The 26,398-nt window shown below is 59.9% G+C and carries 15 protein-coding genes and 6 tRNA genes; 17 read left to right on the forward strand and 4 right to left on the reverse strand.

The window, feature by feature from the left end; genetic code table 11:
* Positions 1 to 32: 32 nt before the first annotated feature.
* The 3 genes from H6A60_RS04820 to radA all read left to right on the forward strand — a co-directional run bounded on the left by H6A60_RS04820 (position 33) and on the right by radA (position 3,825).
* Positions 33 to 1,124 (forward strand): LysR family transcriptional regulator, encoded by a 1,092-nt coding sequence (locus H6A60_RS04820; RefSeq protein ID WP_205102274.1) that lies wholly within the window; start codon positions 33 to 35, stop codon positions 1,122 to 1,124.
* Between the two features lie 192 nt (positions 1,125 to 1,316).
* A complete protein-coding gene (gene alr / locus H6A60_RS04825) occupies positions 1,317 to 2,435 on the forward strand; it encodes an alanine racemase (RefSeq protein ID WP_205102275.1) in 1,119 nt (372 codons plus the stop codon).
* Positions 2,428 to 3,825, forward strand: a complete 1,398-nt coding sequence (gene radA / locus H6A60_RS04830; RefSeq protein WP_205102276.1) for a DNA repair protein RadA — start codon at positions 2,428 to 2,430, stop codon at positions 3,823 to 3,825. Before alr ends, radA begins: the two co-directional genes overlap by 8 nt.
* A 138-nt stretch (positions 3,826 to 3,963) precedes the next feature.
* On the opposite strand, the gene H6A60_RS04835 is transcribed toward radA, so the two are convergent.
* The 3 genes from H6A60_RS04835 to H6A60_RS04845 form a co-directional block, all read right to left on the reverse strand.
* Entirely contained in the window at positions 3,964 to 4,992 is a 1,029-nt protein-coding gene (locus H6A60_RS04835) for a hypothetical protein (protein WP_205102277.1), read from the reverse strand.
* A 232-nt stretch (positions 4,993 to 5,224) separates the two neighbouring features.
* A tRNA-Leu gene (locus H6A60_RS04840) sits at positions 5,225 to 5,309 on the reverse strand.
* A gap of 97 nt (positions 5,310 to 5,406) precedes the next feature.
* Positions 5,407 to 5,976, reverse strand: coding sequence for a hypothetical protein (locus H6A60_RS04845; protein WP_205102278.1), 570 nt, complete (start codon positions 5,974 to 5,976; stop codon positions 5,407 to 5,409).
* A gap of 341 nt (positions 5,977 to 6,317) precedes the next feature.
* On the opposite strand from H6A60_RS04845, the gene tig reads away from it, so the two are divergent.
* From tig to H6A60_RS04895, 10 genes are all read left to right on the forward strand, one after another.
* Complete coding sequence (gene tig / locus H6A60_RS04850; RefSeq protein ID WP_205102279.1) at positions 6,318 to 7,694, forward strand: trigger factor; 1,377 nt, start codon at positions 6,318 to 6,320, stop codon at positions 7,692 to 7,694.
* A gap of 277 nt (positions 7,695 to 7,971) precedes the next feature.
* Complete coding sequence (clpP, locus tag H6A60_RS04855) at positions 7,972 to 8,571, forward strand: ATP-dependent Clp endopeptidase proteolytic subunit ClpP (protein WP_205102280.1); 600 nt, start codon at positions 7,972 to 7,974, stop codon at positions 8,569 to 8,571.
* Between the two features lie 81 nt (positions 8,572 to 8,652).
* Positions 8,653 to 9,906, forward strand: a complete 1,254-nt coding sequence (gene clpX / locus H6A60_RS04860) for an ATP-dependent Clp protease ATP-binding subunit ClpX (protein WP_275114214.1) — start codon at positions 8,653 to 8,655, stop codon at positions 9,904 to 9,906.
* A 243-nt stretch (positions 9,907 to 10,149) separates the two neighbouring features.
* Positions 10,150 to 12,558: an endopeptidase La gene (lon, locus tag H6A60_RS04865; RefSeq protein ID WP_205102298.1), complete on the forward strand. Its 2,409-nt coding sequence runs from the start codon at positions 10,150 to 10,152 to the stop codon at positions 12,556 to 12,558.
* 146 nt (positions 12,559 to 12,704) lie between these two features.
* A tRNA-Val gene (locus tag H6A60_RS04870) sits at positions 12,705 to 12,780 on the forward strand.
* A 343-nt stretch (positions 12,781 to 13,123) separates the two neighbouring features.
* Positions 13,124 to 13,200: transfer RNA gene (locus H6A60_RS04875), tRNA-Asp, on the forward strand.
* A 95-nt stretch (positions 13,201 to 13,295) separates the two neighbouring features.
* Positions 13,296 to 13,372, forward strand: a tRNA-Asp gene (locus H6A60_RS04880).
* A gap of 93 nt (positions 13,373 to 13,465) precedes the next feature.
* A tRNA-Asp gene (locus tag H6A60_RS04885) sits at positions 13,466 to 13,542 on the forward strand.
* Positions 13,543 to 13,635: 93 nt separating this feature from the next.
* A tRNA-Asp gene (locus tag H6A60_RS04890) sits at positions 13,636 to 13,712 on the forward strand.
* A 139-nt stretch (positions 13,713 to 13,851) separates the two neighbouring features.
* The gene (locus H6A60_RS04895) at positions 13,852 to 15,759 is read left to right on the forward strand and encodes a SurA N-terminal domain-containing protein (RefSeq protein WP_205102282.1); all 1,908 of its coding nucleotides are present in this window, start codon (positions 13,852 to 13,854) and stop codon (positions 15,757 to 15,759) included.
* Positions 15,760 to 15,966: 207 nt separating this feature from the next.
* Here the strand turns inward: H6A60_RS04895 and H6A60_RS04900 are convergent, their stop codons facing one another.
* Entirely contained in the window at positions 15,967 to 17,514 is a 1,548-nt protein-coding gene (locus H6A60_RS04900; RefSeq protein WP_205102283.1) for an FGGY-family carbohydrate kinase, read from the reverse strand.
* Positions 17,515 to 17,848: 334 nt separating this feature from the next.
* On the opposite strand from H6A60_RS04900, the gene H6A60_RS04905 reads away from it, so the two are divergent.
* The 4 genes from H6A60_RS04905 to H6A60_RS04920 all read left to right on the forward strand — a co-directional run bounded on the left by H6A60_RS04905 (position 17,849) and on the right by H6A60_RS04920 (position 26,156).
* Entirely contained in the window at positions 17,849 to 19,828 is a 1,980-nt protein-coding gene (locus H6A60_RS04905) for a DNA topoisomerase IV subunit B (RefSeq protein ID WP_205102284.1), read from the forward strand.
* Positions 19,829 to 20,191: 363 nt separating this feature from the next.
* Positions 20,192 to 22,579: a DNA topoisomerase IV subunit A gene (gene parC, locus H6A60_RS04910; protein WP_239477598.1), complete on the forward strand. Its 2,388-nt coding sequence runs from the start codon at positions 20,192 to 20,194 to the stop codon at positions 22,577 to 22,579.
* A gap of 128 nt (positions 22,580 to 22,707) precedes the next feature.
* Positions 22,708 to 24,600 (forward strand): ATP-binding protein, encoded by a 1,893-nt coding sequence (locus tag H6A60_RS04915; protein WP_205102285.1) that lies wholly within the window; start codon positions 22,708 to 22,710, stop codon positions 24,598 to 24,600.
* Between the two features lie 17 nt (positions 24,601 to 24,617).
* A complete protein-coding gene (locus tag H6A60_RS04920) occupies positions 24,618 to 26,156 on the forward strand; it encodes an NlpC/P60 family protein (protein ID WP_205102286.1) in 1,539 nt (512 codons plus the stop codon).
* Positions 26,157 to 26,398 lie beyond the last annotated feature (242 nt).

A 26,398-nucleotide genomic window follows, 5' to 3' on the forward strand; every position in this document is an offset into this window, starting at 1 on the left:
TTTTTCGTAATGAATAATGATGGAAGCGCAAAGTGAAGAAGGAGCTGCGTACGGACGGCAAGAGAGGCGGGGCACCGATCGCGGTTGAGGCGCGCGAACAAGGTCAAGCGGCGAAGGCACCCGCACGACCCATTCGATCGTACGGCGACCTGCGTGCGCTGCAGCCCGCGCATCTCGCTGTTTTCAGTCAGGCTGTGCGCGCCGGGACGTTTTCGGAGACTGCGAAGGTGCTCGGTCTCACGCAGTCGGCCGTCTCGCAAACGATCGAACGACTCGAGGCGCAGCTCGGACTTACGCTTTTCGATCGAACAAGCCGGCCGGCGGAACTCACTTCCCAAGGTCGCGAGGTCTTTAAGCTTGCTGTCGGTCTGCTTGAAGAGGCGGAGCGCTTTCTCGAGGCCGTTGAAGGCTTGCGCGCGGGCGAAGTGCGCTCGCTTCGCTTCGGCATCACGGAAGTGGCGGGCAGCTACGCATCGGCTGCGCTCGAAGCGGCGCTTATTCCGCGCGTGGACGCCTTTGAGGCTTCGGGCGGCCTCATTCCGAAAGTGCTCGACGACTTTGGCAAAGGGCGTCTGGACGTCGTGGTGGCCCCCGACATTCCGGCGGACCGCCGGCTGATCGCGTTCGAACTCATGTGCGAGGACTATCTCATCGTGTGTCCGAAGGCCGCTGCCGCGAAAGACTTTCTGCCTGTCGAGGTTTTGCTCGAGCGGCTGCGGCTCCCCTTTGTGTCCTATCGGCACGAGTCGCTCGACTGGTGCCGTTCGCAAGGCATGCTGCGCATGCTCGGGGTGGCGCCGCACGACGCGATCTCGCTCGAAAACACCCAAGCCGTGGCAAGCGCCGTGTCGGCCGGGTTCGGCTGGACGATTTTGCCGCCCACGAGCCTCTGGTGCGTGCGGCATGCGCTCGATCGCGTTTCCGTACACTCGATCGGTGCCGTTTCGATCGAAAAAACGCTTTGGGCAGCTGCCGGCGCGCAGCGCTTTCGAGCGCTTGCCCTGGAAGCGGCTCGGGTGTTTCGGACGCGCTTTGAGACCGATTGGCTTCCCGAACTCTTGGCGAGAAAGCCCGAGCTCGGGCGTTTCGTGCGCGCGAGTGCACTGCCGCTTCCCGCTGCCTGATGCCGAACCTGTAACAGGCCGAGACTTTTTGGGGAGCGAGTCGACGGCATAGGCCGTGCGGCAAGCGAGTAAGATAAACGGCCTCCGGCGGACGTTCGGCGGCTCGAGCGCTCGCACACCAACAAGAACACACATGCGGCAGCTCGTCGGAAAGCGACGGCGCGCCGTCCTCGGAAGGAGAAAGCGTACGCCATGTCGCGTCCCATTTATGCCGAAATCGATCTCAATGCCCTGAAGCACAATCTCGCTCGCATTCGCGAATGCGCCGCCGGGCGCGACGTCTGGGCAGTTGTCAAGGCCAATGCCTACGGGCACGGACTTGAAAATGCCGTGAAGGCTTTTGCCGATGCCGACGGGCTCGCCACGATCGACCTCTGCGACGCTGAACGGGCTCGCAATGCCGGCTGGACGCGGCGCATTCTTCTTCTCGAAGGGTTTTTCGACGCCTCCGACATCGAACCGCTGCAGCGCCTCAAGGTCGAAACGATCATTCATTCGCCCTGGCAGATTGAGATTTTGCGCCGCGCCAAGCTCGAAGACGTTCGCTGCCACATCAAGGTCAATTCCGGCATGAACCGCCTGGGGTTCCTCCCCGTTGAAGTCAATACCGTCTACGACCAGCTCACGGCCATCAAGGGTGTGCGCGTCATGGGAGTCGTAACGCACTTTGCCAATGCCGAACCCTCCTACTCGGCGCAGAAGCCCGCTTCGGTCGAAAAGCAGCTGAGCCGCATGGGACGGCTCGCTCACAGCGCGACCGCAGCCTGCATGGCCAATTCCGCCGGCATTCTTTTTCACCCGGAAGTGGGCGGCTGCGCCGTGCGCGGCGGGATTGCCCTTTACGGCGTGAGTCCCGACAGCCACATTTCCTCCGAAGAGCTCGGCATCGTTCCGGCGATGAGTCTCAAGGCGAAAATCATCGCGATTCAGGAAATCGCGGCCGGCGAAGCCGTGGGCTACGGTTCGCGCTGGATCGCCAAGCGTCCTTCGCGCATCGCGGTTGTCGCCTGCGGCTACGCCGACGGCTATCCTCGGTCGATGCCCGACGGCGCCCCTGTCTGGGTTGAAGGGCAGATCGCGCCGCTTGCGGGGGCTGTCTCGATGGACATGCTCGAAATCGACGTCACGGACATCCCGAAGGCCGCGCTTGGCTCCGAGGTGGAGCTCTGGGGGAAGAATCTTTCGGTCAACAAAGTGGCTGCCGCCTGCGGCACGATCGGCTACGAGCTCCTTTGCGCGCTTGCGCGACGCGTACCCGTGCGCGTGAACGAAAGCGAGGCAGACCGGACGAGCGAGCACGCCGATGGCTAAGCGAGACCGCGTCGAATTCGTCTGCTCCGAGTGCGGCGGTACGACCGCCAAGTGGCACGGGCAGTGTCCGCACTGCAAGGCGTGGAATACGTTGCAGGAATTCAAGGTGACGACAAAGGGCGCCGCCTCCCGCTACTCGAGCGACGCGCGCGATGTCCGTTCGTCGCGCGGCTTTGTCGACACGACCGGCGCCGTGCAGAACCTAGCCGAGGTAAGCATCGAGGAAGCGCCGCGCATCGTTACGGGGCTCTCGGAATTCGACCGAGTCATGGGCGGCGGTCTCGTGCGCGGGGGCGTGGCGCTCATTGGCGGCGATCCAGGGATCGGCAAGTCGACGCTTCTCATTCAGGTCATGGCGCGGCTCGTCGCGCTCGGTATTCCGTCGCTATACGTCTCGGGCGAAGAGAGCGCCTCGCAGATTGCGCTGCGCGCGCAGCGCCTGCAGTTGCCGCTTGAAGGTATGCGGCTCATGAGCGAAATCGAACTCGAACATATCGAAGCCGTCATCATCAAAGAAAAGCCCGCCTTCGTCGTGATCGACTCGATTCAGACGCTTTTTTCTGGAGAGCTCGACAGTGCGCCGGGCTCCGTTTCACAAGTGCGGGAGTGCGCGGCGCGCTTGACGCGTATCGCCAAGACCTACGGCGTCACGCTCTTTTTCGTCGGGCACGTCACCAAAGAGGGTGCGCTTGCCGGCCCCCGCATTCTCGAACACATCGTCGACACGGTGCTTTATTTCGAGGGTGACACGCACTCGAACTTCCGACTCGTGCGCGCCTTCAAGAATCGCTTCGGCGCCGTGAACGAGCTCGGCGTCTTTGCGATGACCGATCACGGGTTGCGCGGTGTGACGAATCCTTCGGCGATCTTTCTCTCCGAATACAAATCCAATATTCCGGGCTCGACCGTGCTCGTGACGCAGGAAGGTACGCGTCCGATTCTTGTCGAAGTGCAGGCGCTCGTCGATCAGTCGCATCTGCCGACGCCAAGGCGTCTGTCGGTTGGCGTCGATACGCAGCGCCTTGCAATGCTTCTCGCGGTGCTTCACCGTCACGCGGGCGTCGCGCTCTTTGATCAGGATGTTTTCGTCAATGCCGTTGGCGGCGTGAAGATCTCCGAAACGGCAGCCGATCTCGCGGTTCTCGTGGCGATTCATTCAAGCTTTCGCAACAAGCCCCTTTCGCCCGGACTTGTCGTCTTCGGCGAAGTGGGGCTCGCCGGCGAAATCCGTCCCGCGCCAAGAGGGCAGGAGCGTCTTCGAGAGGCGGCCAAACTTGGTTTCTCGCGCGCCGTGATTCCGCGCGCCAATGCGCCCAAACAGCCGATTGACGGTCTTGAAATCGTCGCTGTCGACCGCTTGTCGGACGCGCTTGCCGCCGTCATCCGGTAGTAAAAAAGGTACGCAAAAGGCGCTCGAAGGCCGCTTAGAATGGATAACACCTCTGTCGGAGCGGCTTACCCGACGCGAAGCGTACCGTTCGCTCCGATCCGATTTTTTCTTTTTCGAAGGAATTTCGAAATGACCACGTTAACGAAGCTTCTCCCGCCGGGTGCTGCGCCCGCGAAGATCATCCTCGAGCGAGCCGGCGGCCTCGTGCTTACTTCTGCCGAGCGCGCCGAGTGCCCCAAGACGATCACCACCGCTGCCGGTGAAGTGAGCGTTGCGGTCGAAGAAATGCGCCCGCTCGAAGTGGGCGATGTCTTTGTAGACGATGCGGGTGCTTTCTGGGTCGTACAGCCTGCCGTCGAACAGATTCTGCATGTGACGGGCGATATCGATGTGATGCGTGAAGCCGTTGCGGCGCTCATCAACCGCGGCGTGCGCGTCGCGCAGGCGCCCGACGGGTTCGCCGTGTTGCCGCTGCCGAATCTTGCGCAGATGCTCGGTATGGTGGGGCTCACCGTGACCCCTGTCGAAGCGCCTTTCGATCCGATTCAGTTTGTTGAATCGGGCTGCGGCTGCGGCCATCACGGCGGCGGCTGCGGTTGCGGCCACCACCATCATCATGATCACGAGTGCGGCTGTGGCCATCATCACGATCATGAAGGCGAATGCGGCTGCGGTCACCATCATCACCACGACCACGAAGGCGAGTGCTGCTGCGGCGATCACGGCGATGAACACAAGCACGAACACGGTGAAGGCTGCTGCTGCGGGCACGATCACGCGCATTCGCATGAAGGCGAATGCGGCTGCGGTCATCATCACCACGACCACGAAGGCGAGTGCTGCTGCGGCGGTCACGGCGATGAACACAAGCACGAACACGGTGAAGGCTGCTGCTGCGGGCACGATCACGCGCATTCGCATGAAGGCGAATGCGGCTGCGGTCATCATCACCACGACCACGAAGGCGAGTGCTGCTGCGGCGGTCATGGCGATGAACACAAGCATGAACACGGTGAAGGTTGCTGCTGCGGGCACGATCACGCGCATTCGCACGAAAGTGAATGCGGCTGCGGTCACCATCACCGCGACCATGAAGGCGAGTGCTGCTGCGGCCACGGTCATGAACACGACCACGAGGACGGTGAAGGCTGCTGCTGCGGTCGTCATGCGCAAGAGGCTGACGGCACGCAGAAGAAGACCGAATAAATCGCCAAGCACGATATGTGAAAGCGGCGCGGCAAGTGCTGCGCCGCCTTCCCGCGTTGGTAGCGCCGCCTGAGGCGTGTGCCCGACGCTCTTAAAAAGAAAGGCACGTTCTCTCGGCGTAACGCCGAAAGCAAACGTGCCTTTTTCGCTTCTGTCTCGAGGAGCAGCTCGCTCGCCGTGAAGCCGTTGTCTGTGGTGCGCGAGGCCGGATTTGAACCGGCACGCCGTGAAGCGTCAGGACCTAAACCTGGTGCGTCTACCAATTTCGCCACTCGCGCAGGAGTGGCGCATTGTAGCGGAAAAGTGCCGTGTTGCCCCGTCAAGCGGACAAAAAAAGTGAATTTTTGTCTGCTTGAGTGCGATCAAAGCGAGATTTTAGTTTCGAGTGACCTCTTCTTGCGTTTTCGCTTCCTCGCCGCTTTCGCGCAGCCAGAGCGTGCGGCGCTGCGTGTTGTATTCGCCCCAAGTGATGCGGCCCGCCAAAAGTGCTTTTTGGAGGTTCTCGATCAGGGGGTCGACCTCTCGGCGCGACGCCTCTGCCTGCTCAATGAGGTCGGGCTGTCCCGTCGAGATCATGAAGCTGCGCATCTCTTCGCTCAGCGTATGCGTGAGATCGAAAACGTCCTGAGCGGCCTTTTTCTGTGCGGCGGTGATTTTGGTGCGGTCGCGCATCATGACGTCCGTAATGCCGGCGGGCAGGCAGGCCGTTTTGGCAAAGTAGGGCTTGTACTTGGGGGAGACGCAAGCGGCGCGCATGCGCTCGCCAATGCGTTCGACCTCTGCGTTGAAGCGTTGCTCTTCTGTACTCGCCGCATGCGTGTCGTGTGAAAGACCGGTCTCGGGGGCGTTCGTGCGATCGCCCACGGCGCAGGCGCCGAGCAGGACAACGGCCGTCGAGATCAAAATCGAGCGGGTAAACAAAGTGCGATGACGAGTGAGAAGCATGCGGAGAAAACAGTGCGAAAAACGGTTCTGGCAAACAAAAATTTTCCAAGCCGAGCGCAAGTTTAGCGAAAACAGGCAATGCGCATCGGCGGGCTTCTTCGTTATAATGCGAAGCTTCGAATTCGGCTTTGGCATTCCGAGCGCTTTGCGCTTCGGGGGCAAAGCGAAGAAAAAGGACAGATTTTCAGACGGGCGGCTCGATCTCGAATCGGCAGCCGCTCGCTTTCCGGCGCCTCGCACGGGAAGCATGTTTCCACCGCTATCGAGCACGCTTTCGGCTTTAAGCGCGTCAATTGACGGCTGATCCCGAAGAGGCTCGATTTTTTTGCAAAGAACTCGAAATGACCGAAGAAAAGATCGAACAGACCCAGGAACAGGCTGTTGAACAGACGCAGGCCGAAGCGGCCTCGCCCGTCGTCGAAACGAACGCCGCCGTCAACCCGCTCGAGCACTCGCTCGAACTCAAGGTGGCTGCTGCCGACGTGGAAAAGCTTGCCGAACAGCACCTCAAGCGCTACGCCAAGAACGCCCGTATGCCCGGCTTCCGTCGCGGCCACGTTCCGATGAACCGAGTTCGCATGATGTACGGCGCCGAAGCCTTCAATGAAGCCGTCAATGAACTCGTCGGCCGCGCTTGGGTTGAAGCCGCCCGCGAATCCAAGCAGCAGATCGTCGGCGCTCCCTCGATCGATGCCGTTCCGACCGAAGACAAGGAATTCATGACCTTCAAGGCCAAGTTCGAAGTCATGCCCGAAATCCAGAAGGTCGACTTCACGACGCTCAGCCTCAAGCGCTACGGCTGCAAGGTTGACGAAGCCGCCGTCGAAAAGACGATCGAAGTGATGCGCAAGCAGCGCGTCACCTTCAACGTTGAAGAAGGCCGTGCCGCTCAGGACGAAGACCGCGTCACGCTCAACTTCAAGGGCATGAAGGAAGGCGTCGCCTTTGAAGGCGGCACCGCCGAAGACTACGCCTTCGTTCTCGGTCAGGGCCGCATGCTCCCCGAATTCGAAGACGCCGTTCGCGGCATGAAGGCCGGCGAAAAGAAGACCTTCCCGCTCACGTTCCCGGAAGACTACGGTCACAAGGACCTCAACGGTGCTTCCGTTGAGTTCGACGTGGAAGTCCTCAAGGTCGAAGCGCCGACCTATCCGGAACTCAACGATGAATTTGCCGAAAGCCTCGGCATCGAAGGCGTTGAAAAGATGCGCGAAGAAGTCAAGCTCAACCTCGAGCGTGAAGTCGCCGCCCGCATCGAAAACAAGAACAAGGCCGAAATCTTCGAACTCCTCAACAACACGCTCACCTACGCCGTGCCGCAGGTGCTCGTTGAAGACCAGGCCCGCAGCGTTGCCAACGCCTACGTGCAGCAGTTCGTTGCCCGCGGCGCCAAGGCCGACGCCTTCAAGGATCTGCCGATCGACGTCTTCAAGCCCGAAGCTGAAAAGCAGGTTCGTCTCGGTCTCTTCGTCGACAACCTGATCGCCGAAGAAAAGCTCGCCCCGACGAACGAACAGATGCAGAAGATGGCCGAAACGCTCGCGGCTGCTTACGAAGAGCCCGCTGAAGTCGTCAAGCACATCCTCAACGACCAGGCCTCCCGCGCCAACCTCGTTGCCCGCATTCGCGAAGAAAACGTTGCCGAATTCATCCTCGGCAAGGCCCAGACCGAAGACGTCGAAGTCGAATTCGACAAGGTCATGTCCGGCCAGTTCTAATTCGGACGCCTTGTGCCGCAGGCGCGAATTCCGCTGAGAATTTCGCTGCGGCACGCGGGTGCACCGGCTTAGTGCCGTGCGCATCCGTTAAAGAATGCGATCGCAAGCGCCTGCTCGAGCCTAGCGGCTTGGCAGGCGTTTCGGTTTCTTGCGGGCGCGAATCGTGCAGGCGTGCGCGTCTTTGGTCATAATGCTTCGACCGAAAAACCGAAAGAGCACGGATGAAGCCGCCGGCTTTGCCCGGCGCCGCTGCCGCGCCAAATAAAGAAGAAACAACATGTCTTTAGTGCCCATCGTTATTGAAAGTTCCGGTCGCGGCGAACGCAGCTTCGACATTTACTCGAGACTCTTGCGCGATCGAATTGTTTTTCTCAATTCGGAAGTGAACGACCAGACGGCTTCGCTCATCGTCGCGCAGCTGCTCTTCCTTGAAAGCGAAGATCCCGACAAGGACATCTCGCTATACATCAACAGCCCGGGCGGCTCGGTGTCGGCCGGCATGGCGATCTACGACACGATGCAGTTCATCCGACCGAATGTGAGCACGATCTGCATGGGCATGGCCGCCTCCATGGGTGCCTTCCTGCTTGCGGGCGGCGCCAAGGGCAAGCGCTTTGCGCTGCCGCATTCGCGCATCATGATTCATCAGCCGCTCGGCGGCGCCGAGGGTCAGGCAAGCGACGTGGAAATTCGTGCGCGCCAGCTCACGCTCATCAAGCGTCAGATGAACGAAATGATGGCGGGCTTTACCGGCCGCAGCTACGAAGAACTCGTCCGTGATACGGATCGCGACAACTTCATGAGCGCGCAGGAAGCGCTTGAGTACGGTCTGATCGACCGCGTGCTCGTTAGCCGCGACGAGGCCGCTGCGAAGTAAAGCGCTGCCGCATCATTGAGATGCCCGAAGCCCTAGCCGGGGCAGAGCCCCTCGGCTAGGTCGAAGAAGATTGGAATGTTTATGAATTCAAAACGCTACTGCGCCTTTTGCGGGCGCCCGGAATCCGACTGCAAGGCGCTCTTTCAGGGTTTAAACGGCGAGCTCCTCTGCGACGAATGCATTCGAGCGATGGCCGCCGACCTTGACGGCAACCCCGATGCCGCGCCCGCCGACGCGAATGCGCCGCAGGCGCAGGCTGAAAAGCCGCTGCCGACGCCTAAGGAGCTCTACGAGCTTCTTGACGGCTACGTGATCGGTCAGGAGCGCGCCAAGCGTACGCTTTCCGTGGCGGTCTACAACCACTACAAACGTCTCAGAAGCCGTGATGCCAAGAAGGACGAAGCAGCGAGCGCCGTCGAACTGCAGAAGTCGAACGTTCTTCTGATCGGGCCGACGGGCTCAGGCAAAACGCTGCTCGCGCAGACGCTCGCGCGCGGTCTTGACGTGCCTTTCGCGATCGCCGATGCGACGACTTTGACCGAAGCCGGCTATGTGGGCGAAGACGTTGAAAATATCGTCGCCAAGCTCGTTCAGGCAGCCGACGGCGATATCGAACGCGCACAGCGCGGGATCATCTACCTTGATGAAATCGACAAGATCGCCCGCAAGTCGGAGAATCCCTCCATTACGCGCGACGTTTCCGGCGAAGGCGTGCAGCAGGCGCTCTTGAAGCTCGTTGAAGGAACGATCGCCTCGATGCCCGTCAAGGGCGGCCGCAAGAACCCCGGCAAGCCCATGATGGAAGTCGACACTTCGCAGATTCTTTTCATCTGCGGCGGCGCTTTCGACGGGATGGAGCGCATCGTGCGCCATCGCACCGAGAAGAGCGAAATCGGCTTCAACGGTACGGTTGTCGGCAAGAGCGATGCGGATCTGACGCGTCTATTCAGTCAGATTGAGCCCGCCGACCTCGTCAAGTACGGCCTCATTCCCGAACTTGTCGGTCGCTTGCCTGTCATCGCCGTGCTCGAAGAGCTCGACGAGAAGGCGCTCATCGAGATTCTGACCAAGCCCAAGAACGCGATCGTGCGTCAGTACCAGGCGCTTTTCGGCATGGAAGACGTCGAACTCGAATTCACCGAAGACGCGCTCAAGGCCGTTGCCAAGCGCGCCATCGAACGCAAGACCGGCGCGCGCGGCCTGCGCTCGATCATGGAAGACGTGCTTCTCGATACGATGTTCGAAATTCCGAGCGAAAAGGACGTCGAAAAGGTGATCGTGACGGCTGCCGCAGTCGAAAAGACCGGGCCGCTCGAAATCGTCCGCAAAGCCTGAGCGGGCGGCTGCGCCTCAAGGGCTGCACCCGAAGCGGGGGCTGTATGCCGCGCCGATTCGGCGAAGTAGGCAAAAACGTGCGCTAAATCGGCAGGAACGGCTTGAAACACACGGGATAGCCCCCATATAAGGGTTACTGACGTAATTTTTTTTGGATATTGAGCTTTGACCAACGAGAACACTCTTGCGAACAGCAATGCGCCGGAACTGGCCGGTCCTTACCCGGTCATTCCGCTTCGCGACATGGTTGTCGGGCCGCACGCCATGACGACCATCTTCATGTCGCGCCCGATGTCCGTTAAGGCCGCAGAGGCGTCGCTGCAGAGTTTCGGCGGACGGATCATCCTCGTGACGCAGCGCGATAAGTCCGTTGACGATCCGAAGCCCGAAGACTTTTGGGATGTAGGCGTCGTGGGCGAAATCGACCAGCTCCTGCGCCTGCCCGACGGCTCGGTGAAGGCGCTTATGCATGGCACGGATCGTTGCCGCGTGAGCACCTTTGACCGCACGGGCATCTACTACAAAGCCTCTGCCGAGATTCTCAAGACCGAACCGTGCGAAGCGGGTGACCTCGAAGCGTATCGCCGCACGCTGATGCGTACCCTTGAGGACTACGCGCAGAACGTCAAGAAGATGTCGCTCGAGCACCTCAAGCCCATCCGCGCCGAGCGCGATGCGGTTAAGGCCTGCGACATCGCCGCCTCCGTTGTGCCCCTCTCGACGGAAGAGCGCATTCGCTTCGTCGGCTCGACGAAGCCGAACGAACGCTTTGAGATTCTGATCGAAGCGCTCGAGCGCGAGCTCCAGAGCGGTCAGATCGAAAAGCGCATTCAGATGCGCGTCAAGGGCCAGATGGAGAAGAATCAGCGCGAGTACTACCTCAATGAGCAGATGAAGGCCATCCGCAAGGAATTGGGCCTTGACGGCGAAGGGGAAGGTGAAGACGACGAGATCGCCGCGCTTGAAAAGAAGGTGAAGGAAGCCAAGATGCCCAAGGCGGCCGAGGAGGCGGCCTTGACGGAATTGAAGCGCCTTCGCATGATGCCCTCGGCAAGTTCGGAAGCTGCGGTTGTTCGCAGCTACGTCGACACGCTGCTCGACATTCCCTGGACGAAGAAGAGCCGCGTCAACCAGAACATCGCTCGCGCCCGCAAAGTGCTCGACGAGGATCACTGGGGCCTCGAAAAGGTGAAGGAGCGCATCCTTGAATACCTCGCCGTGCAAAAGCGCGTCGGCAAGGTGAAGTCGCCAATCCTCTGCCTTGTCGGTGGACCGGGCGTCGGCAAGACCTCGCTCGGCCGCTCGATCGCTCGAGCGACGAACCGCGAGTACGTGCGCATGGCTCTGGGCGGCGTTTCCGACGAGGCGGAAATCCGCGGTCATCGCCGCACCTACGTGGGCGCCATGCCCGGGCAGGTGATCAAGCACCTCGTGAAGGCCGGCGTTCGCAATCCGCTCTTCCTTTTGGACGAAATCGACAAAATCGGTTCGAACGTTCGCGGAGACCCTGCCGCGGCGCTCCTTGAGGTGCTCGACCCCGAGCAGAACAACGCGTTCGAAGACCATTACGTCGAGTGCGAGTATGACCTCTCGGACGTGCTCTTCATCGCCACGTCGAACAGCTACAACATCCCGCCCGCGCTTCTCGACCGCATGGAAGTCATTTCGCTTTCTGGCTACACCGAGGACGAAAAGGTGCACATTGCCGAACGCCACCTCGTGCCCAAGCAGATGCGCGCCAACGGCGTCAAGGACAACGAAGTCACCGTGACCGAAGGGGCTGTTCGCGAAATCATTCGCTACTACACGCGTGAAGCCGGCGTTCGCGGCCTCGAGCGCTCGATCGGCAAGATTCTGCGAAAGATCGTGCTTACCGAGCTCGAAGAGAACGAAAAGGGCAAGCCTGAGCTGCCTGTCGTTGTGACGGAAAAGAACGTCGACAAGTACCTCGGCGTTCGCCGCTACAGCATCACGGTTGCGCAGCGCGAGCCGCAGGTCGGCATCGTCAACGGGTTGTCGTGGTCCGAAGTGGGCGGCGACATCCTCACGATTGAAGCGGTCGCCTTCCCGGGTAAGGGGCAGGTTCTGCGCACGGGCATGCTCGGCGATGTGATGAAGGAAAGCGTGGAAGCGGCCCGTTCGGTTGTTCGCGCCCGTGCTTCGCAGCTCGGCCTCAAGTCCGACGTCTTCTCGACGACGGACTGGCACATTCATTTCCCCGAAGGCGCCATCCCGAAGGACGGCCCGTCTGCCGGTGCGGCCATCGTTACGGCCATGGTCTCCGCGCTCACGCAGATTCCGGTTCGTTCCGACGTCGCGATGACGGGGGAAATCACGCTGCGCGGCGAAGTGCTTGCAATCGGCGGTCTCAAGGAAAAGCTCCTTGCGGCGCTTCGCGGGAACGTTCGCACGGTTCTCATTCCCGAAGAGAACATGAAGGACCTCACCGAAATCGGCGAGGACACGCTCAAGGGACTGGAAATCGTACCCGTTCGCAAGATCGAGGAGGTGCTCGAGCGCGCGCTTGTGCGCCAGCCCGTCGCGCTTGAAGCCTCGGCAGCGATCGAAGGCAAGGATGCCATGACGCTCGTTCCGCCCGCCATGCAGACGGCGAATCGCTCGAGTGAGGCGCTTGCGCCCACAGCGAGCTGAAGCAGCGCTGTGCGCTTCATTGCACCTTGAATTTGAGCCCGAGTCGCGAAAAGCGAATCGGGCTCAAATTTTCTTGCATTACTGCGCATTCTTCTGATAAAATCCACTCTCTTGCGTTGCTTCGTTCAAGGGCGAGTGCGCATCAGGGGTGATTAGCTCAGTTGGTAGAGCACCGCCTTTACACGGCGAGGGTCGGGAGTTCGAGTCTCTCATCACCCACCAAAATTCAAAAAATTCAACAAGTTATCGCTAAAATGCGTTTGCGTGTTGAGTCGTCGTGCCCCTGCAGTACTTACTGTCGGGGCTTTTTATTTAGTTGTTTTTGAAGTCGCGCCGAAGCAATTGACAGACGCCCGAGCCGCAGACGCTCGAGCTGGTGAGTGCGCTCGAAATAGCGTCGAGTATCCTTGTTTACGGAGCCTGACGCTGCAATTGAAAAGAAAATTCAATTTTTTTTTCACAAAGGTCTTGATTTCTTCGACGACATCCGTATAATTCGCCTTCTGCCGCCGAATATGACGGACGGCGGAACCCGCTTCCGAGCGGGTTGCTTCAAGCGATAAGCGGAGTGGTAGTTCAGTTGGTTAGAATACCGGCCTGTCACGCCGGGGGTCGCGGGTTCGAGTCCCGTCCACTCCGCCAGTTTCTTGAAGCGAAGGGTGAATAAAAAAAGTTCTTGCAAATTTTCAGAACTTCTGTATAATTCACCCTCTAGGCTGAAACGCCTGACTCTTCGTGGAGTGGTAGTTCAGTTGGTTAGAATACCGGCCTGTCACGCCGGGGGTCGCGGGTTCGAGTCCCGTCCACTCCGCCAACTGCTTGATGAGCGAAAGATCGTCAACTGAAGCGTCGGGAAGTTCGGTAGAATTCGAACCTGGTTTAAGCCTTGACAGTTTGTGCTAAGCGCGGAGTGGTAGTTCAGTTGGTTAGAATACCGGCCTGTCACGCCGGGGGTCGCGGGTTCGAGTCCCGTCCACTCCGCCAACTGCTTGATGAGCGAAAGATCGTCAACTGAAGCGTCGGGAAGTTCGGTAGAATTCGAACCTGGTTTAAGCCTTGACAGTTTGTGCTAAGCGCGGAGTGGTAGTTCAGTTGGTTAGAATACCGGCCTGTCACGCCGGGGGTCGCGGGTTCGAGTCCCGTCCACTCCGCCAGAGATTTTTGAGAAAGGCGAACCGTGCGGTTCGCCTTTTTCTTTATCTGTCGGCAGAATCTGTTGAAGAATTACAAGACTTGCAATCACATGCTTCTTTCGCTTCGCAGGGCGAAAGGGCGTCGAGGAAAGGAACGCACATGCTTCAGGCATTCCGCGAGCACAAGCGTTGGCTGATGTTCATCGCCATGGTGCTGATCATCCCGAGTTTCGTTGTTACCGGGATCTATTCCTACAACCGAATGATCGACTCGTCCGACAACGCCATCGTCAAGGTCGGCGAAGTGGCGATCACGCCGGAAATGTTCGACAACGCCAAGCGCCAGCAGCTTGAGCGGCTGCGTCAGCAATTGGGCGACGCTTTCCGCGCCAACATGCTCGAAAACGAACAGGCCCGCGAAGACATCCTGCGCATGCTGATGGACGATGCGGCCGTTACGCAGACGATTGCGAAAAACTACATCGCCGTAAGCGAAGCCGACGCGATTGCGCTCATCAAGAGCGCCGAAGGCCTGATGCAGAACGGAAAGTTCTCGCCCGAACTCTATGCTCAGTTCCTGCAGTCGCAAGGCAAGAGCGACCAGCAGTTTGTTGCCGAAGTCCAGCGCGATCTCGCCAAGGAAGCGCTTGTGGCGGGTGTCGCTGCTACCTATCCCGTGCCCAAGGCGATCGTGCAGCAGATGCATGAAATCCTGACCGAGGAGCGCCTCGTGCGCACGTACATCGTCAACGCCACCGATTATGTCGATCAGATGACGGTGACGGACGAAGAAGCCAAGGCCTACTACGACGCCAACAAGCAGTCGTTCCTCTCGCCCGAGCACGTTAAGGCGCAGTACGTTGTTCTTTCCCCCGAGAATTTCCGCAACGTCAATGTGAACCCCGACGACCTGAAGGCCTATTACGAACAGAACAAGAACCGCTGGACGACGCCCGAGCAGCGCCGTGCGAGCCACATCCTGATCGAATTCGGCAACGACAAGGCGGCTTCGCGGAAGAAGGCCGAGGAACTCATGGCCGAAGCCAAGGCTGATCCGACGAAGTTCGCCGAACTCGCCGAAAAGAACTCGGCCGACCCGGGCAGCGCCGCTGCGGGCGGCGACCTTTCCTACTTCGGCCGCGGCATGATGACCAAGCCTTTTGAAGATGCGGTCTTCGCCGCCAAGAAGGGCGACATCGTCGGTCCGATTGAAACGGAGTTCGGCTACCACATCATTTACGTCACCGACGTTCAGGAAAGCGCCGTCAAGCCCTATGAAGCCGTGAAGACCGAGATCGAGCGCGAATACGTCGAACAGATGTCGATCCGCCTCTTCTCGGAAAAGGCCGAAGAGTTCACGAACATCGTTTACGAACAGGCCGACACGCTTGAGCCCGCCGCTGAGAAGTTCGGCCTCAAGCTTGAAACGGTCGACTTCGTTACGCGCGAAGGCGTCAAGGATCCCGAACTGCGCAGCATCATCAACGACCAGGTCGTTGAAGCGCTCTTCGGCTCCGAGTGCCTCAAGGAAAAGCAGAACTCGTCCGCGATGGAAGTTCGCGCCAATACGCTCGTAGCGGCCCGCGTGCTCGACTATCAGCCGACGCACGAAGAACCGTTCGAAAAAGTTCGCGCCAGCATCATCGAAACGCTCAAGCTCCAGAAGGCTACGGCCAAGGCGCTTGAAGTCGGTCAGGCCAAGCTCGCCGAAGTTCGCGAATCGAAGAATCTGGACGGCTTCTCGGCCGAAACCTGGGTGTCGCGCCGCGATCCCAAGGGCCAGCCCGAAGCACTCGTGAATGCCGAAGTGAGCCATCCGGACACCAAGTTGCCCGCCTACATCGGCAAGCAGGTCGATGGCGGCGCCTACATCATCAGCTACATCTCCGAAGCGAAGAAGCATCCTGCTCACGAGCAGGAGCTCGCCGGTCTGCAGCGTGAGCTCACCTCGATCTACGGCGAAGCCGATCGCATGGGCTACCTCGAAGCGCTTGAAAAGGCGCTCGGCGTTGAAGTGCTCAAGCCTAACTTCACGAAGGATGCTGAAAAAGAAGAAGCGCCTCTCTAAAGCGTTGCGCCTTCTTTGAAGTCCAACGGGACCGCAAAAACGTGCCGATGAGGTACGTTCGAGCGGTCCCGATTTTTTTCTCTGCTCTACCGGCGGCCGCACTCATGCGCTTTGTGGTCGGTTGCGCGTACAAAAAGAGCGCGAATGCCGCAAGGGGCATCCGCGCTCGAAAAGTCTTTGTCAATCAGGCTTGGGGCTTGTCGGTTCTTAGCGCTCGCGCATTGCTACGAGCCGGTCGAACGCTTCACGCAGATCGTGCTTGACGAGCGTCGTACGGCTTTCGTAAAGCGCGCGGTAGCGCTTCGAGAGCTCGGCATCGGGCGCGTAGCGGCCGTTCTCTTCAATAACGCGCGCGAGTGCCGCCTTCACGTCGTTGATGCTTCCCGTTGCCCAGGCGCCGAACACGCAGTTCGTGAGCACGGCGCCCCCTGCATTGCGGTATCGGATCACTTCGGCGTCGAGCATATTGGCCTTGATCTGATTCCAGAGCTCGTCGCGGCTGCCGCCTTCGGTGACGGTGATTCGGTTGAGCGGCACACCGGCGCCGCGGTACTGGTCGGCGACCCCCATGTAGTCGTAGCCGATGCCTTCGAGCACTGCACGCCACATGACGTACTGGTCGTCGTCCATCGTCATGTTGAGGAAGCACCCGCTCGCGTTTTTCTCGTCGCCGGAGCCGCCGGTGAGGTACGGCAAAAAGAGCACGCCGTTGGAGCCCGCAGGTACTTTCGCCGCGCCTTCGCTCAGCTGCCCGTAGTAGGCGCTTTCGCCCGGCTTCAAGGCCACGTTGTCCTTGAACCAGCGCAGCGCGAGTCCGCCCGTACGGACCGTGCCCCAGTAGAAATAGGTATCCGGAAGCGTGCCCGAATTGAAGATGAGGCCCATGCCGGGTTTGGAGAGCTCGGGGATGATGCCGTTCGTCGATACGCAGAACATCGCGCAGGTACCCGCAACATCGACGCCTTGGCCGGCTTCGAAGACGCCCGAACCGAGCATCGACTGCATCGTGTCGCCGGCGCCCGCAAGTATCGGCGTGCCGGCGGCAAGGCCCGTCTTTTCGGCAAAAGCGTCGCAAAGGCCGCCCACAATATCCCAGGGCTTGAGAATGCGGGGCATGTATTTTTCGTCGATGCCGAGAATGTCGAGCTGCGCTTTGGACCAGCGCTTTGCCTTGACGTCAAAGCCGAGCCCCCAGCCCGACATCGCGCCCCAGTCGATGAACGCGTCTTCGGCCTTGAGGCCTGCGAGATTCATGAGGATGTAGGGGGCGTTATGCACAAACTTCACCCCTTTTTCGACGAAAGCGGGCGAATTCTTGAGGAACCAGCGCGCAAACATAGCCGGGAACATGGGCGAAGCTTCAGGGTTGCCGGTTTCGCGGCCCCAGATGTCGAGCTTTTGGGCGTTGAGCGCTTCAACGTCCGGCATCGTGCGGCTGTCGAGGTAGTTGATGTACGGGGTGATCGGACGGGCATTTTCGTCGATACCGACGATGCCGCAGATGATGCCGTCGCCCATGATAGCGGCGACTTCTGCCGGGTCGCGTCCGAGCGAGCGCAGATCCTCGACGACAAGACGCATGCATTCGACGCAATTGTCGAGATAGTTGTCGACGTCCATCTGCACCCAGCCCGGCTGCGGATAATCGATTTGGGTCGGCAGCGCATGCGAGGCGACCAAAGAGAAGTTTTCGTCGTAGACGGCAACCTTCACGCTTTGCGTGCCGGCGTCAAAACCCATGTAGAGCTTGCCCATTTTGTCCGTTACCTTTTTGTTCTGTAGTGGTCGGTGGTGAAGAAAAAAAATTTTACCCCTGCGGAGTATTTTCAAGAAACGGAAATTTTTAGCCGACTTGCGGCGCACGCGCAGCACGCTGCGTCGTGTGCCCGAACAAAGTTCGAATGACGGCGTCGAGCGAAGCGGCTGATACAATGCCTCGCATTGATTTTTTTAGGGTTAGGCGTACCGGCAGTGCAGAGAGAAGACCGGACGCCCGCTCGCGCGTGCGCGCGTCTTTCGCCTTTGGGCAGAGCGTTCGTGCGGGCAGAACAATTCGCGCGCGGCGCGAATTCATGTGCGGTTTAAACAGATGGCAGTGAAATCGAACAAGGCAGACAGTTACGGCGTCAATTCCATTCGGGTGCTCAAGGGTCTCGAGCCTGTCAAGCAGCGTCCGGGTATGTACACACTTACGGACAATCCGCTGCACATCATTCAGGAAGTGATCGACAACGCGAGCGACGAAGTGCTTGCGGGTTTCGGTACGCGCATCAGCGTCACGGTCGAGGAGGACGGCGCCATCACCGTCGAAGACAACGGCCGAGGGATCCCGACGGGACTGCACCCCGAGGAACAGGTCCCCGTTGTCGAACTCGTCTTTACGCGCTTGCATGCGGGCGGCAAATTCGCCAAGTCCGACGGCTCGGGACCGTACTCTTTTGCGGGTGGGCTCCACGGTGTGGGCGTTTCGGTGACGAACGCGCTTTCGACGCACCTCGTCGTTACCGTTTGGCGCGACGGTGAAGAGTCGACGATCGGTTTTCGCGACGGCTTTGTCGCAGAGCCGCTTTCGGTTCGCAAAAGTCCGCGCCCAAAGTCGCAGACCGGCACGCGCGTTCGCGTGTATCCGGACCCGAAGTATTTCGACAGCGCCGAAATTCCCGAAGCCTCTCTCGTGCGGCTCCTGCGCTCGAAGGCCGTGTTGCTGCCGGGATGCGAAGTCGACTATCGAAACGTCAAGCGCGGCGTTGAGGAGCACTGGAAGTACGAGGGCGGCCTCAAGGAATATCTGATGACGGAGCTTAAGGCCGATCCCCTCATCGAACCCTTCGAGGCTTCGGGCTATGCCGACGACGATTTTGAAGGTTACGCCAAGGGCGAGGGCGCGAGCTGGGTCGTCGCTTGGACGACCGAAGGGCCGCTCACGCGTGAGAGCTACGTGAACCTCATTCCGACGCCGCAGGGCGGCACGCACGAATCGGGTTTGAAGGATGGGCTCTTTCAGGCGATGCGTGCCTTCATGGATGCGCACGGCCTGCAGACCAAGGGCGTGAAAGTGCTCGCCGAAGACGTTTTCGGGCGCGCGAACTTCATCCTTTCGACCAAAGCGCTCGATCCGCAGTTCCAGGGACAGACGAAGGAAAAGCTTACGAGCCGCGACACGCTCAAGCTCGTCAGCAGCTTCGTGCGCGCGCAGTTCGAGTTCTGGCTCAACGACCACCTCGAAGAAGGTAAGAAGCTTGCCGAACACATCATCAGTGTGGCGCAGTCACGCCAGCGTCAGGCGGCCAAGTACGAGAAGAAGAAAACATCGAGCGTCGCGGTGCTGCCCGGCAAGCTCACCGACTGCGAAACCGACGACATTTCCCGCAACGAGCTCTTCATCGTCGAAGGCGACTCGGCGGGCGGCTCCGCGAAAATGGGGCGCGACAAGGAGTTTCAGGCGGTGCTGCCTTTGCGAGGCAAGATTCTGAACACTTGGGAAGTGGGCGCCGACGAGCTTTTCCGCTCGGATACGATTCACGACATTGCGCTTGCAATCGGCGTGGATCCCCATCACAAAGAGGGTGATCCGGATCTCAAGGGGCTGCGCTACGGCAAGATCTGCATTCTTTCGGACGCGGACGTCGACGGCTCACACATTCAGGTGCTGCTTTTGACGCTCTTTTTCAAGCACTTTCCGAAACTCATCGAGCTCGGCCACGTGTACGTCGCAATGCCGCCGCTCTTTCGCGTCGATGTGCCGAAGAAGGGCCGCAAGGCCGAGCGCAAGCTCTACTGCCTTGACGATCGCGAGCTGCAGCGCACGCTCGATTCGCTGCGTAAGGAAGGCTTTGAAGATCAGCAGCTCAAGATTTCGCGCTTCAAGGGCTTGGGTGAAATGAAGGCCGAGCAGCTTGCCGAAACGACGCTTAATCCCGATACCCGGCGTCTTCTGCCCGTCACTTTCGGCAGCGTCGCCGAAGCGGCCACGCAGTCGATCATGAATCTTCTGATGGCTGCCAACGAGTCGAACGGGCGGCGTCTTTGGATGGAAGCCTACGGCAATCGGGTTGAAGCGGACGTCTAAAGAAAAGAACAAAAAATGGCAAAGATGAGCAGAACGAAAAAGAAGGCGGGACTCGCCGACGGGCCGAGCCTTTTCGACAACATGGACGCGGTCGAGGGTTTTGAGACGCTCGGCGAGACGGATCTCAAGGGCGGCATCGGCCTCGTGTACGAAGATGAGGCGGCCGTCGTGGTGCCCGAGGACTCGGAGGACGAACGTACGGACGCGAACGAGCGACCGACCTCCGCGCAGAGCGCGGCTGAAGCGGCCGATACCTCTCGGGACGACGCTGAAGATGCGCTCGATCCAGAGGACGAAGACTTGGGCGGCAATGGCGACGAGGGTGACGGCAGCGACTCGAGCGATCCGAAGAGCGACTCGGCCATGTCGCTTGCCATGACGGGCGACTCCGAAGAGGACGGCGCGCTCGTGCTTGCCCGCTACGCCTCGCAGGCCTATCTCGAGTACGCGATGTCGGTTGTCAAGAGCCGCGCATTGCCTGAAGTTTCCGACGGGCAGAAGCCCGTGCAGCGCCGCATTCTTGTCGATATGGACCGCATGGGCATTCGCTGGGACGCCAAGAACGTGAAGTCGGCGCGTGTCGTCGGCGACGTGCTCGGTAAGTACCACCCGCACGGCGACCAGTCCGTCTACGATGCGCTCGTTCGCATGGCGCAGGATTTCTCCATGCGCTACCCGCTCATTGCGGGCGAAGGCAACTTCGGTTCGCGCGACGGCGACTCGCAGGCGGCGATGCGTTATACGGAAACGCGTCTGATGCCGATTGCCAAGCTCCTTTTGGACGAGCTCGATCAGGGGGCTGTTGAATTCGTACCCAATTACGACGGCAATTTCATGGAACCCGTCGAGCTCCCCGCAAAGCTGCCCTTCGTTCTTTTGAACGGGGCTTCCGGGATCGCCGTCGGTATGGCTACGGAAATTCCCTCGCACAATTTGCGCGAAGTGGCCGCGGCAGCGGTGCTGCTTCTTGAAAAGCCCGAGGCGACGCTTGACGAGGTGATGCAGGTGCTTCCCGCACCCGACTTCCCCTGCGGCGCGCAGATTATCTCGTCGCGCCGGGAGATTCGCGATATCTATGCGAGCGGCCGCGGCAAGCTGCGCGTTCGTGCGCGCTACCACTTCGAGGAACTCGCGCGCGGTCAGTGGCAGCTTGTCGTTGACGAACTGCCTCCTGCAGCCTCTTCAAAGATCATTCTCGACCGCATCGAAGCGATTACGAATCCGAAAGTCAAAAAGGACAAGAAGTCGCTTTCTGCCAAGCAGCAGCAGGCCAAGGCCGCGATGCTTGCGCTTCTTGACCGCGTGCGCGACGAGTCGGGCGGCGGTGTTCCCGTTCGCCTCGTTTTCGAGCCGAAGTCAAGCCGCACGAACCGCGACGAATTCGTGAGCATGCTCCTCTCGCAGACGGAACTCGAGTCGAACGTGCCCGTCAACCTCGTCATGCTCGGCATCGACGGCAAGCCCTGCCAGAAGACGCTCCTCGAGATTCTCGGCGAGTGGCTCACATTCCGCATCGAAACGGTGCGCCGCCGCTCGAAGTCGCGTCTCGATAAGGTACTCGACCGCATTCACGTGCTCGAAGGGCGCCAGCTAGTGCTGCTCAATATCGATCGCGTAATCGAAATCATCCGAACGAGCGACGAACCCAAGACCGCGCTCATCGCCGAATTCGGCCTCACGGACCGCCAGGCGGAGGATATTCTCGAAATTCGCCTGCGCCAACTCGCTCGACTCGCCGCGATCGCGATCGAAAAGGAATTGGCCGAGCTCGGCAAGGAGCGCGCGCAGCTCGAGCGCGTACTCGGCAATGAAGGTGCTTTGAAGCGTCTGGTCGCCAAAGAGATCAACGAAGCCGCGAAAGCCTTCGGCGACGATCGCCGCACGCTCGTTGAAGAAGCGCAGACGGCTACGCACGAACAGACGGTGGCCGACGAACCCGTAACGGTCGTCATTTCGAAGAAGGGCTTCCTGCGTGCAAGAACGGGGCACGGCCACGACTGTACGCTCATGAATTTCAAGATGGGCGACGGCTTCGATCGCGCGATCGAGTGCCGCACCGTCGACAGCCTCACCGTTATCGACAACGCCGGGCGTGTCTATAGCATTGCGGTGTCGAATCTTCCCGGGGCAAGAGGCGACGGGTTGCCGCTCTCGTCCTTTATCGAAATGGAAAAGGGCGCCGAACCCGTGGCTTATCTTGCCGGCCCGAGCAACACGGATGTCGTTTTTGCAACGACCGACGGCATGGGGCTCGTGGCTTCGTTCGGCGACCTCGGTACGCGCCTGAAGGCCGGGCGCAGTTTCGTGAAGGTCTCCGAGGGTGAAACGCTCTCGCACGTACTCGTGGTCGGTCCGAATAAGACGAAGCTCGCCTGCCTTTCGAGCGGCGGACGTCTCCTTATTTTCGGCATTGATGAAATCCGCCGGCTCGCTTCGGGCGGCAAGGGCGTCACGCTCATGCAGCTCGATGCGGGTGAGAAGCTTCTTGACGCGGTCGTGATCGATGACCGCGGGGTGATCGTGAAGGGCACGGGCCGAGGCGGCAAGGCGCGCGAAGCGCTTGTGAGCCGCCGCAGCTTTGCCGAGCATACCTTTAAGCGCGCCCGAAAGGGACGCGTTCTTGACGTGTCCTGGAAGGCCGAGCGTCTTGAGGCGCTTCCCGATGTGCCGGAGGGCGACTCGGACGGCAGTGCGAAGAACGGCGGCCTCGTGATCGAAGTGGTTGACGAGAATACGCCGACGCTGCTCTAAAGGGGAAGCGGCGCTGCGCCCTAGCCCGCAGCGCCGCCGTCTCTGCGCGACGACCGATTGACGAGGAGGCGGTGCGGCCTCTTGCGGCTTTCAAGCAAAGCCGCAAGAGGCGCCGCGCCGAAGCAACAATGATGAAATTTTTCAAAAGCCTTTCGGCCCGGCTGCTCTTTTTGACGCTCATGTGGGTGAGCTTCATCGTCTGCTCGGTCGGCTACACGATGTATCTGAACTGGCAGCTCGAGGCGAGCGCGGCGGGACGCTTTACGGCAGCCGAAATCCGCTACAACCTCTTCAGACTCTCCCTTTTCACGCTGCCCAATTACAGCGACAAAGAGTTCGATACGGAATTGGCTGCCGTGGGCAAGAACTTCGATCGCCTCAAGACGGGCGATCCCTGGCTGCCGCTCAGGGTGCCGGAAACGGCGGAAATTCAGGAGCAGCTCAACCGCTTGGTCTATCAGTGGGAGCGCGATCTGCGCCCGCTCTTTGAGCAGGCAAGAGAAAAGTCGCAGCCCGTTCGCCTCACGCGCCTCTCCGAATACGGCGAAGAAATCTCCACTTTCTCCAATCAGATCGAGCAGTATCGCAGCTCATACCTGTGGCAGCTGCGCTACCTGCAGATTCTTCTTATCGTCCTTGCGATCGGGAGTCTCTTCACCATCATCGCGCTCCTTCTCAGGTGGGTGATTCGCCCGCTAGACCGGCTCGGCGAAGGCATCAACCGACTCTCTGGGGGCGACCTCGCAGCGCGTGTCGTGGTGCCCCAGACTGAGGACGAGTTCTGCCGCATTACGACGGGATTCAATCGCATGGCCGATCGACTCGAGGACCTCTACAACAACCTTGAGCAAAAAGTGGCCGAAAAGACGGCGGTGGTCGAAGAAAAGAACCGCCACCTCGCGCAGCTGTACGAAATGACCGCTTTCTTCTCGCGGCAGCGCACCTTTGATGAAGTGACGGAAGGCTTTGTCGAGCGCATCGTCGGCTATACCGATGCCGACGGCGCAGCAATCACGCTTTGCGACACGAAGCGCGAGCGCAGCACCGTCGTTGCTTCGTGCGGGCTGCCCGCCGAACTTCTGAAGCGCCTCACGACCGAAAATATCGAAGGGCGACTTTGCGAGCGCGTGCTCTCGAAGAACTATCCGCTCTGCGTGCATCTTGATCGGGAAGAGTCGGGACTCTCGAAGCTTTTGACGAGTTCGGGTTATGTGACCGCCTACTGCTTCCAGATCCGCAGTGCTATGGGCGACATCGGCATCTATACGCTCCTATTCCGCAAGGATCCGCAACTCTCGAGCCAGACGGTACAGCTGCTTGAGAGCATCTCCACGCATTTGGGGACGGCCATCGAAAACACGCGTCTGATCGAAAGGGATCGTCAGTTCGCAGTCATTCAGGAGCGTCAACTTCTCGCGCAGGGACTGCACGATTCGATCGCGCAGGCGCTCTCGTTTCTCAATCTCCAGGTGCAGCTTCTTGACGAAGGAATCAAGCAGAAGGACGACGAACTGCGCGACGAATCGCTCTCGGCCATTCGAACGGGTGTGCAGGAATGCTACGAGGATGTTCGCGAACTCCTTCTCAACTTCCGCGAACGTCTGCACAAAGAGGGCTTCATTGACGGCGTGAAAACCGTGATCGACCGCTTTGAGGGGCAGTCGCACGTTTCGGTGCGTCTGCAGACGAGTGGCCCCGGGGCCGAGCTCACTGAGCGGCAGAAACTTCAGGTGATTTTCATTATTCAGGAAGCGCTCTCGAATGTTCGCAAGCACGCACAGGCCGAACACGTTGAAGTGCGCGTTGAAAACGACGACGACCTGACGGTGGAAATCATTGACGACGGCATCGGGATCGACGAGAGGGTGGTTGAAGCCCGACGCGGACAGCACGTGGGGCTCTCCATCATGGCCGAACGCGCGTCGCGTATCGGCGCGAACGTGAGCGTCGAGCGTGCGAGCCCGATCGGCGGCACACGCGTGAAGCTTGTGTTGCCCGCCTCCGCGCGTCGTCCCCATTGATACAGAAAGAGGCCCCTATGATCGATCGCACGCATCGTGCCGCTATTTTGCCGATTGCCGTTCTTTGGGCGCTCGGGATCGCAGGCGGCGCAGTTTCAAACGCTCTCGCAGCAGCGCCCGTCGGCCCGCAGTCGGTTGCAATCGGGCAGACGACACAAGCGCAGACAGTCGAAGAGAACATGACGCCGCTTGAAAAAGCCCGCGCAGCAGTGGCAGCCTATCGGGCGCAGGCGGTCTATGACGAACTGACGAGCGTTTTTGAAGTGCGTGCTGAGCAGCAGCCCGGCAATCGAAACGGGATTGTGCTCACGGGGGCCGTGAGCGACAAGGCGTTCCTCTCGGGGCTGATCCCGGAATTGCTTCGCGTGAACATTGCGCCTGCAAACACTATTCGGGTCCTTCCCGAAAAAGCGCCGCTCAAGAACCTCTTTTGGGCGCTGGTGAAGTCGCCGTCCATTCTGCTCGTTCGCCCCGAATTCGGCAGCATTCTGCACGCGCCGACCGTGGACGAGTCGATGCGGCACTTGGGCTTTGAGGTGATGGGAACGCCGCTACGCGTACTCGCACGAAACGAATCGGGCGACATGCGGCTTGTGCAGGCCCCTGACGGGCGCATTGGCTGGACGCCGACAGACGGTCTCTTTCTCGGTACGGACACGTCGCTCATGGCTTGGAACCGACGAGCACGCGTTTTCGTCTCGTCTTCAGAGGCCGAGATCGAAGCCGAGGCCCCTGAAGCTGTTGCCTCCCGTAAGTCCATCGGTTTGACGGCGCCCGAGCCCGTTTATTCAAAAAAGATCCGCCTCTATGAGGGCACCGTACTTGCACTTGATCCGACGCTCGACCAAATCCAAGATGCCGGCGGTGAAGCGGCTGCTTCAAAGGCTGTGGGCGAATCGCTCAACCTGCGAGACATGCGCGGCAAAGGACTGCGTCTGCCCGACGGACGTGCCGCTCGGTTGGTGTCCGGCGATCTGACGCCTTTAGGCGACTTTGAGCTCCAGGCGGAGGCATTCCGCAGAGAGACGCCCGCTAAGGCGCTTGGAGCGGCGGCGTCACATGCCGAAAAGATTGTCGGCCGACAGATGAGTGACGCCGATCTCTTGAGAGCGGCCTTTGCGTCGATCGACCTGGTGCTGCCTGCGACGCTCGAGCGCACGGCCTACCTCGGAGCGCCGCTATCGGGCGGCAAAAACTTTAAGGAGCTCCGTGCGGGCGACATGCTCTTTTTCGGCGAGCCCGCCGGGGCGCGGCAAGGAGGCGGCAAAGCAGGCACGTCGCCCTCGATTGAGGCTGCCGGTCTCTATATCGGTAACGGCCGCTACGTGGGTGTTGAAGCTCGGAAGGGCGGGCGTGCCGAGGATGCTTCGTCGAGCGCGCCGCGCGTCGTCGTTAAGAAGCTTTCGGCCAAAGAAAGGGAGAAGAGGCATTTTCTTTGGGCCGTTCGTTTGGCTCCCGACGATCTGCGCAATCCCTGCGTACTTGCTAAGCGTTCGCACCCGTTCTTTCAAGCGCCTCCCGACATACTGAAGCCGTGCAGACTTCGGAATCAGTGACGCAAAGACATAAAACTTCGGAAATTGCGTATTTTGTAGAACTATCCTTGACAGATTTCGAACGGGTAGGCAGAATACGCAACCTCGCCGCTCGCTGGAGCGGTCGAGATCAAGCGCAAAACGACGGGTTTTAAAAATTCTTCGAAATTGCTCTTGACAAACAGAATCGATTTCGATATGATTTCAATTCTGCGCTGAACGAAATGTTCAGCAGTTCTTTAAAAATTCGATTCAACGAACCG

This window comes from Sutterella massiliensis (assembly GCF_016899755.1).
GTDB classification, from domain to species: domain Bacteria; phylum Pseudomonadota; class Gammaproteobacteria; order Burkholderiales; family Burkholderiaceae_F; genus Sutterella; species Sutterella massiliensis.